We start from the raw sequence: 9,698 nt of genomic DNA, 5'->3' as shown, positions 1-9,698 counted from the left end.
GGAGCCCGCCATTATTTATGACACAAAATCGGTCCGGGACCTTCAGGCGTTTGGCGAATGCCAATCTGCCAATGGACATATGTCCGTGGATAGGGTTGTGAAGAATTTCACACGCGGCTCGCCATTCAGGGCAGCAGATACAGGGCGGCATGCTGCAACAACATGATGGTCTTACCATCTTTGATGCGCCCGTCCCGGATACTCTCCATTGCCTCTTCGATGGTGATTTCCAGCACGCTGATATCCTCTCCCTCTGCCCTGTTGCCCCCGCCGCTGCCGGTCCTGTCGCATGGACCATAAGGGGCGGCGAAGAAATGCAGCTTCTCCGTGACTGATCCGGGGCTCATGAAGGCCTCGAACAGTTTCCGGGGCTGGCCGATGACGTAACCCGTCTCCTCCATCAATTCCTGTCGGATCCGATCGGCGGGGTCCGCACCCTCCAGCAGCCCGGCCGGCGCCTCCGTCAACAGGTCGTCATGGCCGTTCACAAAGGCGGGAAAGCGGAATTGCCGGGTCAGCACCACGGTCCGCCGCTCCGGATCGTACAGCAGGATGGTGGCGCCATTGCCCCGGTCATAGGTTTCACGGCTCAAGGTCTGCCAGGTGTCATCGGCGCGGCGATAATCGAAGCGCGTCTTCTTCAGGACATACCAGTCGTCTGACAGCAGGGTGACCTGCCGGATGCGGATACGGTCGGCGATGGACATGATCATCCTCCACGATTATTCGGGTATTATCGTGCAAAATCGTGTAGAGTCACGGATATTCGTGATGAGGCGTCGGATGCTCACCCAACAGCGTAAGGCGATGATTCTGGCCGCTCTCCAGCGTGACGGTCAGGTGGTGGCAAAGGATTTCGCGGTCTCCCTGGGCCTGTCGGAGGACACGATCCGCCGCGACCTGCGGGAAATGGCGGCCGAAGGGCTGTTGCAAAGGGTCCATGGCGGGGCGCTGCCGGCGTCGCCAGCGATGGCGGATCTGGCCGGCAAAAGCCTGCAGTCGCCCGATGTCAAACGGTTGCTGGGTGCGGCGGCGGCGCGGATGATCCGTCCGGGGCAACTGCTTTTCCTGGATGGGGGCACGACGTGCCTTGAACTGGCCCGTGCCCTGCCGCGCGATCTGCGGGCCATGGTGGTCACGCACAGCCCGACCGTGGCCACGGCGCTGGTCGATCATCCATCGGTGGACGTGGCCCTGATCGGCGGACGGCTGTTCAAGCATTCCGGCGTCTGTGTCGGCGCCCAGGTGCTGGAAGGCATCCGACGTTTCCAGGCCGATCTGTATGTCATGGGCGTTACCGGTGCCCATGCCGGCATCGGCCTGACGACCGGTGACATGGAAGAGGCGGATGTGAAGCGGGCCCTGGCGCAGGCTGCCGCCGAAACCATGGTGCTGGCCACGCCGGAAAAGATCGGGGCGGCATCGCCCCACATCATCGGTCCCGCCACCCTGATGCAGACGCTGCTGGTGGCGGGTGAGGTGGGGGAGGGGGCGCTGGCACCTTTCCGGGCCGCTGGCGTATCGGTAATCCGCGCCTGACCGTATGAACAGGCACGGGGGGGCCTTTGGGCCCGGTATCAGTCTTCCTGCACGGCTGTTGCCCCACCCCGGAAGCCCATGGCCACCAGATAGGTCTCGCTGCTGTCCTGCCGGCTGGCGGCGGGCTTGGCGTGGCGGACGCTCGTGAAGTCCTTTTTCATCTGGGCCAGCAGCTCGCGTTCCGCCCCACCCTGGAACAGCTTGCAGATGAAGGCCCCGCCGGGGGCCAGCACTTCGGTGGCGAACTGATAGGCCATTTCAGCCAGGCCCGCGATGCGCAGATGGTCCGTTTGCGTGTGGCCCGTGGTGTTGGCGGCCATGTCCGACATCACGATGTCGGCCGGACCCTGCAACAGCGCCTTCAGCCGGGCCGGTGCTTCCGGAATGGTGAAATCCATCTGGAAGGTGGTGGCCCCGGGCACCGGTTCCATCTCCAGAAGGTCGATGCCGATCACCTGACCGGTGCCGCCCTTGTCGGATTTCGACTTCTCCACGGCGATCTGGGTCCAGCCGCCGGGCGCGGCGCCCAGATCGACAATACGCTGCCCGCGCTTCAGGAAGCCGAACTTCTCATCCAGTTGCAGCAGCTTGAACGCCGCCCGGCTGCGGAAACCGCGCTTCTTGGCCTCGGCCACATAGGGGTCGTTCAATTGCCGTTCCAGCCAGCGGGCCGACGACACCGACCGCCGCTTGGCGGTCTTCACGCGCACGGCCTGATTACGGCCGGTGGGGATGTTGCCGGAGGACTTGGTCATGGAAAACGCCGTTGAACAGAAGGATTGACAAGCGGGCACCATCGCCGGAACGGCGGCGGCTGGCAAGCGGCGGCTGGGCAACCCAGCCTAGCCCCGCCGTCGCCGGTGGCGGGCGGCGGATGCCAGTTCGCACAGGATGCCTTCCCGGACGCCGCGATCGGCGATACGCAGTTGCGGCACCGGCCATTGCCGCCAGATGGCGTCCAGGATGGCGCAGCCCGCCACGACAAGATCGGCACGGTCGCGGCCCACACAGGGCTGTCCGGCACGGCCCATATAGTCCAGGCCCAGCAGCGTTTCCGAAATGGAGCGCGCCTTGTCCCGGTCCAGGAAGGCCCCGTCCACCCGGCTGCGGTCATACCGGGCCAGACCCATCTGGATGCCGGCCAGCGTGGTCACCGTGCCGGACGCGCCCAGCATCTGTACCCGGCCTTCCGCCACGGCCTTGGTGATACTGTTGCGTGTGTCGAAATCGCCCAGCCGTTCGGCCACACGGTCCATCATCCGCCGGTAATCAAGGGGACAGACCCGGTCGCCGCCATAGGTTTCCGTCAGGTTGACGACGCCCAGCGGCACGGAGATCTGGTCGATGGCGCGGGGACGGCCACGCACTAGCTCGGTCCAGATCAGTTCCGTCGACCCGCCGCCAATGTCGAAGACCAGCGCATAGGGGATGGCGGCGTCCAGAAGCGGCGCCACGCCGGCCAGGGCCAGCCGCGCCTCTTCCTTGGGGCTGATGATCTCGATCGACAGGCCGGTCTCGTCCTGCACCCGGCTCAGGAATTCCTCACAATTGTCGGCGCGGCGGCAGGCCTCCGTACCGACGGCGCGCAGATGGCTGACGCCACGCCGTTCCATCTTGGACCGGCAGACCTTCAGCGCCTGCACCGTGCGGAACATGGCGTCGTCGCACAGACGGTCGCTGCGGGTCAGACCCTCGCCCAGGCGCACGATGCGGGAAAAGGCATCAATGACGCGGAACCCCTCGCGGCAGGGCTTCGCGATCAGCAGGCGGCAATTGTTGGTGCCCAGGTCCAGGGCGGCCAGCACAGGCACACGGTTGACGCAGGCGGCATCCGGGGCGGGGATATCCGCCCCGCCTGGCGCCGGGTCCATCCCGGTCCTGCCTGCCGCACCATTCTCCACGTTACCTGATCCCTTTGACTGACGGTTCCGTCCTGCAACGGATATGGGTGATGTTCGACAATCCGTCACCCTATCGTAACCGATGGCAGCCCGCCCGCAAGCGCCGTTCAAGCAGGCCTTCCCTTCCTGTGGCCGCCAGGGTGGTGCGGGGCGGGCGCCGACCGTCCATGCATTTTTTTATGAAGAAAGGGGTTCACAAGCCGAAAACCCGATGCTATAAGCCCGCCCACCCCGACGGAAGACGCGGTCAACACCGCGAAACGCCGGATCGGATGGGGGATCGTCTAACGGTAGGACAGCGGACTCTGACTCCGCCAGTCTAGGTTCGAATCCTAGTCCCCCAGCCAACCCAATTTCCCAAACAAATACAATCGGTTACGAACTGCGACGCCGCTGCTTATGGTGCAGCCGTCGCTGTTGCTGTGCCGTCTTTTGTGCCGTCATCGTTTTTGGCGCTCGGCAGCTGTAGTGCCAGCACCTGATCATAGGACAGCGCATAGAGCGGGGCCGGGAATGGCCACGAATCGTCTATGCCGCCGGAATAGTCCCGATAGCGTTCCGTCACCGTCACGCTGTGATGGCCCATGATCCGTTGCAGGTCATAGATGCCACCTGGCTTTGACCGGATGTCGTTGGCGTCCAGCCAGTCCAGCGCGAAGCGGTGGCGCAGGTCGTGGGCGCGGAAGGTGGCGCCCGCCCGTGTAATTTCGCGGCTGATATTGGCGGACAGGCTGATGCGGCTGAACCGGTCCGGTTCCACCGGGACCTTCTGTACCGCGCCACCCTTGCCAAAGCGGGTCAGTTCGCCGACCCAGAACACAAAAGGCGTGCACAGATTGGCTGGTGCCGTGCGCAGGGTGGCGATGGCGGCCGGCGACAGCGGGACCACGCGCGGTTTTCTGTTCTTGGTGTCCAGCAGTTGCACCTCTGCCCGGCCCAGACGCAGGCGGTCGCGGGTCAGGCTTGCTGCCTCCTCCAGCCGCATGCCGGTCAGATACAACGTGTGCAAAAGCCGGCCCAGCATGGGCGGGGCGGATTGCACCACGCGCGCGATGTCCAGCCAGGGCGGCATGTCGAACGGCTTGTCAGCTTCCGGAACAAAGATTGACCGTTCCAGGTCGCGCATCGGGTTGCGGTCGATGGCGCCCCATCCGATGGCGGCCATGAAGATGGCGGCCAGTGCGGCCAGATCCCGGTTGATGGTGCCATTATCCACCGGCTGGCCCGTGCGTGCATTCCCGCGTGCCTGTCGTTCCCGGATGATGGCCAGCAGCACCTTGTTATCGACCTGATCAAGGTGCAGGTCCTGAAGTGCTTCCTTGCGCGGTCCGACCGGCAGTCCGGCAATCATGCGCCAGGACGTGTGGTAGCGGGCCATGGCGGATGGCTTCAGCTTGTGGGGGGCCACTTCCTCAAAATAGCGCAGCGCGGCAGCGGCCAGCAGCATCCGGTGTTCGCCGTATTTGACGGCGGCCAGAATGCGTTCGCGTTCCGTCTTCAGCCGCGCGGCAGCGGTTTTGACATCAGCCGTGTGTAGGCTGCCCCTGTATTCCTGTCCCTCAACGGTGAAGCGGTAATAGAGCGTGTCACCGCGCCAGTAGCAGAATTTCGGCGGCCTTGGCTTTGGCTTTGACATAAAGACTCCTGTTGCCGGATCCATTGGCGCAACTGCGTTTCATCGAAGGTCCAGCGGCCCCCGAGTTTCGCAGCGCCGGGAATGCTACCGGCGGCGGCCATTTTGCGCACCGTGCTTTCGTCCAGGCCGGTGATGATCTCTGCTGTTGCGGCGGATATGCGTTCGCGGGGCTGTGTCTTGGCCATGGCCATTACTCCGCAGCGACCGCAGCCCGGCGGGGCAGGTCCAGGGGATGGCGCGCATTGGCCCTGGCCAGCAGCAGTGACATGCGCTTGGGCACGGAATTGCCGATCAGCCGCATGGCCTGTGTCTTGGTCAGGGGCTGCGTTCGCCCGTCCAGCGTGATGGCGGCCGGCATCCGCAATTCATGCGCCGCTGCCGCCTCGTGCGGCTTCAGCATGCGCATCCCGATATCCGCAATGATCCAGCAGGATCCGGCGATGGTGACGGTCACGATATCGCCGCCTGACCACACGCCATGGGCGCGCAGGAAATCGGCCACCTGTTTGGCGCGGGTGATCTGGGCCGGTGTCAGGGGCGGGTCGGTCAGGGTGGCATGGGTCAGGCTGAACCGGTCAGCGGCGGTCAGCGTATTCAAGGCCGCATCCACATCCTGATGCTGTCCGCCGACGCTGTAATATTCGGTCAGGAACGCAGCACCGATGCCGATATGATCCCCGCCATGATCGCCGCCGGCGGTGACGGTGCGCAGCGCGCCGTCGGCGCTGGTCGCTGTGCCCGTCCCGCGCTGATGGATCAGGCAGGCGGCGGCGACCTGCTGCTGTGTGCCGGCCGTGGTCAGGGTGCTGGTGCCATCGGCGGGGCTGTGCCCGACCAGACCGGTATTGTGCTGGACCATCCAGGCGGCAGTGATGGCCTCACCGTTGGATGTGGTGATTGTCTCCATTGGAGTTTCGATAGCGTGGGTGTTGGGCGCCCGACCTGTGGTGGTGCTGTGGCTGGTCGTCACCCGATATGGGGCCAACGTTGCGCCGACAATGCCAAGGGGAGGAGCGGCGCCGGGGTGTGTCTCACTATGGGCGGTCGTAATTGTATGAATGGCTTCTGCGGGGGAATGTCCCACTGAATTGTTTCGAAATTTCGTGACATGGGCGGCCATCACCGCCAGTTCACCGCCCTTTACGCCAGCGGTCAGTGTGGGGATCGGCTGCCGGCCGGCATGGATGCGGTCGCCGCTGGTCGTGTGCGTGGTGGGCACCAGGGCGGGGCCGACCAGGGCATTGCCGTTGACCGTGCATTGCGTGGTCAGGGGATCGTCCATCGAAAACACGCGGCTTGCGCGGGTGCTGACATTGTTGACCCCGACGATGAACGGTTCTGCCGCCTCCAACACAAAGCGCTTCATGCCGACGGCAATGCGCTTCTGCGTGGCCGGCGCCAAGTCCTTGGCGCGGGCGAAGATGCTGGGTAGGGGCAGGGTCCAGTCGATGATGCTGGCGGCGCTGGCGTGCGGCAGCAGGCGAGCGGCCGCGACCGCTTCGCTTTGGCGGTGAGCGTGGGTCTGGGTGGGCCAGATGATGGGCAGGCCGTCCAGTTGCCCGACGCCGAACAGGCGCTTGCGCGTCGTCGGCACGCCATAATCCGCACAGGTCATGTCCCGGTCCTGCCAGTCCACGCCAAGGCGAGCCATATGCGCCAGCCACGCCTGCCAGTGCCGGCCAACATGGCGCGGATCACGGATCAGCATCTGCTGTTCACGGGGCACGCGCTCCCCCTTTGCGGCGACGGTACCATCCAGGCGCATCACGCGGCCTGTGGCCTTGTCGCGCTTGGCGATCAGTGGTCCCCACCCCCGAATTTCACGGACATTTTCCAGCATGACGGTGGACGGGCCCAGGCCCGCCCGGCGCAGCACGCCGACCCAGCGGCAAACCTGCCATGGCATGGAGCGGACGCGGGGGGAGCGCGGGGCGCCGCCCTTGGCAACGCTGTGGTCGCGGCAGTCCGGGGAGGCCCACAGGATGTTGACCGGCCGGCCGGCCGTGGCGTCCAGGGGGCAGACCTCATAGATATCAGCCTGCAGATGCTTTGTGCGCGGGTTCAAGGCCTTGTGCGCGGCGATGGCGACGGCGTCATGATTGATGGCCACATGAACGGGGAAGCCCGCCTCCTCCAGCCCCTGGCAAGCCCCGCCCATGCCGGCGAAAAGCACGACATTGATGGCACCGTCCAGCGGCCAGGGTGCCGCCAGGGACTGACCGGCGGGAATGCCGGTGCGGGCCTTGCGCGGGCGGCGGGCAATGGGGAGGGTGGGAAACAGCGTGTCCATGGAGATCGCCTCAAAAGGCCGGATGTTGGTCATTGGCGATGGTCAACAGGATGTCGGCGTGGCAGGGCAAATCCGGACGGCACCAGCACATCAGGTCGCGGCCGCGCAGATGCTTCCACGCGTCGGCGGGCGTAGGGACCGGGTCGATCAGGCGCGTGTGGTGCGGGCCGGGTGTCGTCAGGTCTGTTCGATACAGGTCGGCGGCCTGCTGATGAGCCTCCTCCCGGTCCGCAAACGGACCGTGGTGGCAGCCGCCGCAGGACACCCACCAGCATTCGCCGTCGGTATCCCGCCACGCGACCCAGTGGTTTCCCCACCGGCTGCCGCGTCCGACATAGATCGCGCCGTCCGGGGCGGTCCAGCCCTTGCGCCGCTGGCGCTGGAGGCGGGCTGGCATCAACTCCCCCTTTTCACGGGGGAGCCGCCATGGCCGCGGCAATCCGGGTTGGCCCATTCGAGGGTGGCGCGCTGGCCGTAGATCGTATCCTGCGGACAGACCTTGGTGATGTCATCAAATGCTTGAACCTGCTTCAGCAGCGCGCGGACGGCCTGGGCGGTGGCCGCCAGTGCTTCTGGGGTAAGGTGGAAAAAGCGCTGCATGCCGCGGCAGGGGATCAGCGGCAGGGGGGTGGCGTCGGCCAGGACAAAGCCGTAGGGGCCGTAGAACCATTTGCTGTCCATGTGCTGGACGCAATCGGTGATCCGGGCGATTCCGACGATACCGCCCATCGGCAATTGGTATTCGCGGATGTAGTCCGGATCCTCGCGGTCGGATTTGCCGGCATGGACTAGGAACCAGCCACGGTACCGGGTAAACCATTTACGGTTCTCCACATCCTTCCGGTCCAGCGGATCGAAGATGTGGTGCGGCCAGGGCTGAAGGATCGACAGGGCCTGGACCTTGCAGGCCAAGATGTCGTCGGGAAGGGTGGTGGGGATGGTCATAGCCAGCCCTCCGCCGCGTCGCAGGCCGCCATGCAGGCGGTCAGGTCGGTCCTGAATTCCTGATCGGTGTGATAGTGGGTGACGTCGGCGCGGCCGGGGCCGGTGGGGCGCAGCTTGTACGCGCCCGCGACCAGTTCGCCGCCATCGTTGATGTCGCAATCGAAGGCCCAACCCAGGGCCTCCATGCGGTCCTTGACTGTCTGAGGTTCCGGCATGGTTCAGCCCTTCCTGCATTCGGTGGCGCGGCGCGTGGCTTCGTCGGCGATGGCCTGCCAGATGATTTCCTGAAACTCCTGGCGATACCCCATCAGGCGCATTTCGCGTTCAATCGGGGACAGCAGGTCTTTGACCTTGCGGTCGATCTTCGTTGCGATGGACAGGGCCTGGGCCAGTTCTTCGGCAGTGTGGGTCATGCGCGGCTCTCCCCGTAGGTCGGCCCATTCGATGAGAGTATTTTCAGCCATCGGTCAGCCCTCCCCATCGGCGGCTTTATCGCCGGCCCAGCCGTGGGGCCGGCTGAAGCCGGCGGCGTGACGATGGCCGCCACCGCCATAGGTCTTGGCGATGGCGGACACGTCCAGCCCGGCAGGGGTGGAGCGCAGCGAGAAGACGCGACCGACGCGCGTGTCCCAATAGCAGGCGGCGAACGGTTCGTCCTGGGCCATCAGGTTGCCGGCATCGCTGGTCAGGGTATAAGGCAGGTTGGCCACCCAGACCTCGTGCCCGCCGATGCGCATGCGGTAGCGCAGTGCCATCACCAGTTCGGCCACGTCCTTGTGATGCTTCTTCTCGATGGCGCGGCCGCCGGTGATGGCCGTGCCCCTGGGCGAATCCACCGTATCGGCCAGCCCATCCCAGACGTCGAAATCATAGGGATGGGCGAAGATGTATGCGTTGATCGCGCGGCTTTCCGGAAGGTCGAAGCGCCACAGGTCGCGGTCACCGACATAGTCAACCAGGGCCGGACGCGGCTGATCCGGGCGGAAGAAATCCCAGGCGATCTGGGCGCCGGAACGGTCCATGTCGAACAGGGCGCGCACACCCGGCGCGCATTCGCTGGCCACCTGGCCGCTTGCCTCCATAACGTGGCTTTCCCATCCGCTATGGAAAACAGGAAGCGGGAAAGCCGCCAGATCGTCCTTTGCCGTCTGGTGATGGTCCAGGATCAGGATGGTGCGGGCGCTGGTCGCCATCAGGCGGATCGTGTCCATCGGATAGCTGAAATCCACCATGATCACATCGCGGCCCTTCACGTCGGGTGGCAGGTGACCATAAATGCCGGGGTGGAAATCCACGTTTTCCGCGCCTAAGGCGCGGGCCACGACCCAGGCGGCCGTGAAGCCATCGGCGCAATTATGGTGATAGATGCAAAGCGGCTTGGTCATGC

Annotated in this window: 11 protein-coding genes, 1 tRNA gene and 1 pseudogene; 2 read left to right on the top strand and 11 right to left on the bottom strand. The window is 65.1% G+C overall.

Annotated elements, in window-relative coordinates:
* Positions 1-125 precede the first annotated feature (125 nt).
* A complete protein-coding gene (locus tag KBA48_RS13870) occupies positions 126-707 on the bottom strand; it encodes an NUDIX domain-containing protein (RefSeq protein ID WP_292907294.1) in 582 nt (193 codons plus the stop codon).
* 64 nt (positions 708-771) lie between these two features.
* Here KBA48_RS13870 and KBA48_RS13865 point away from each other — a divergent pair, with 64 nt between their 5' ends.
* On the top strand, positions 772-1,539 hold the full coding sequence (locus KBA48_RS13865) for a DeoR/GlpR family DNA-binding transcription regulator (RefSeq protein WP_292907292.1): 768 nt from the start codon (positions 772-774) through the stop codon (positions 1,537-1,539).
* A 38-nt stretch (positions 1,540-1,577) separates the two neighbouring features.
* On the opposite strand, the gene KBA48_RS13860 is transcribed toward KBA48_RS13865, so the two are convergent.
* Positions 1,578-2,294 carry an RlmE family RNA methyltransferase gene (locus KBA48_RS13860; protein WP_292907290.1) on the bottom strand — a complete coding sequence of 239 codons (717 nt, stop codon included), beginning with the start codon at positions 2,292-2,294 and terminating at the stop codon, positions 1,578-1,580.
* 87 nt (positions 2,295-2,381) lie between these two features.
* On the bottom strand, positions 2,382-3,410 hold the full coding sequence (locus tag KBA48_RS13855; protein ID WP_292907288.1) for a Ppx/GppA phosphatase family protein: 1,029 nt from the start codon (positions 3,408-3,410) through the stop codon (positions 2,382-2,384).
* A 303-nt stretch (positions 3,411-3,713) separates the two neighbouring features.
* On the opposite strand from KBA48_RS13855, the gene KBA48_RS13850 reads away from it, so the two are divergent.
* Positions 3,714-3,787: transfer RNA gene (locus KBA48_RS13850), tRNA-Gln, on the top strand.
* 50 nt (positions 3,788-3,837) lie between these two features.
* Here the strand turns inward: KBA48_RS13850 and KBA48_RS13845 are convergent.
* The 8 genes and pseudogenes from KBA48_RS13845 to KBA48_RS13815 form a co-directional block, all read right to left on the bottom strand.
* Positions 3,838-5,076 carry a site-specific integrase gene (locus KBA48_RS13845; protein ID WP_292907286.1) on the bottom strand — a complete coding sequence of 413 codons (1,239 nt, stop codon included), beginning with the start codon at positions 5,074-5,076 and terminating at the stop codon, positions 3,838-3,840.
* A gap of 20 nt (positions 5,077-5,096) precedes the next feature.
* A pseudogene (locus KBA48_RS33035) lies at positions 5,097-5,261 on the bottom strand (helix-turn-helix domain-containing protein); the annotation flags it as partial.
* A gap of 5 nt (positions 5,262-5,266) precedes the next feature.
* Positions 5,267-7,366 (bottom strand): DNA cytosine methyltransferase, encoded by a 2,100-nt coding sequence (locus KBA48_RS13840; protein ID WP_292907284.1) that lies wholly within the window; start codon positions 7,364-7,366, stop codon positions 5,267-5,269.
* A gap of 10 nt (positions 7,367-7,376) precedes the next feature.
* On the bottom strand, positions 7,377-7,763 hold the full coding sequence (locus KBA48_RS13835; protein WP_292907282.1) for a DUF4326 domain-containing protein: 387 nt from the start codon (positions 7,761-7,763) through the stop codon (positions 7,377-7,379).
* The gene (locus tag KBA48_RS13830) at positions 7,763-8,311 is read right to left on the bottom strand and encodes a hypothetical protein (protein WP_292907280.1); all 549 of its coding nucleotides are present in this window, start codon (positions 8,309-8,311) and stop codon (positions 7,763-7,765) included. The genes KBA48_RS13835 and KBA48_RS13830 overlap by 1 nt, the downstream gene beginning before the upstream one ends.
* Positions 8,308-8,526 carry a hypothetical protein gene (locus KBA48_RS13825; RefSeq protein ID WP_292907278.1) on the bottom strand — a complete coding sequence of 73 codons (219 nt, stop codon included), beginning with the start codon at positions 8,524-8,526 and terminating at the stop codon, positions 8,308-8,310. Before KBA48_RS13825 ends, KBA48_RS13830 begins: the two co-directional genes overlap by 4 nt.
* A gap of 3 nt (positions 8,527-8,529) precedes the next feature.
* Positions 8,530-8,724 carry a hypothetical protein gene (locus KBA48_RS13820; RefSeq protein WP_292907276.1) on the bottom strand — a complete coding sequence of 65 codons (195 nt, stop codon included), beginning with the start codon at positions 8,722-8,724 and terminating at the stop codon, positions 8,530-8,532.
* 54 nt (positions 8,725-8,778) lie between these two features.
* Positions 8,779-9,696, bottom strand: coding sequence for a phosphohydrolase (locus KBA48_RS13815; RefSeq protein WP_292907274.1), 918 nt, complete (start codon positions 9,694-9,696; stop codon positions 8,779-8,781).
* Positions 9,697-9,698 lie beyond the last annotated feature (2 nt).

This window comes from Niveispirillum sp. (assembly GCF_017996735.1).
In the GTDB taxonomy this organism is placed as follows: domain Bacteria; phylum Pseudomonadota; class Alphaproteobacteria; order Azospirillales; family Azospirillaceae; genus Niveispirillum.
Note: the sequence above shows the minus strand (reverse complement) of the source record. Positions and strands in the feature narration are given on the sequence as shown.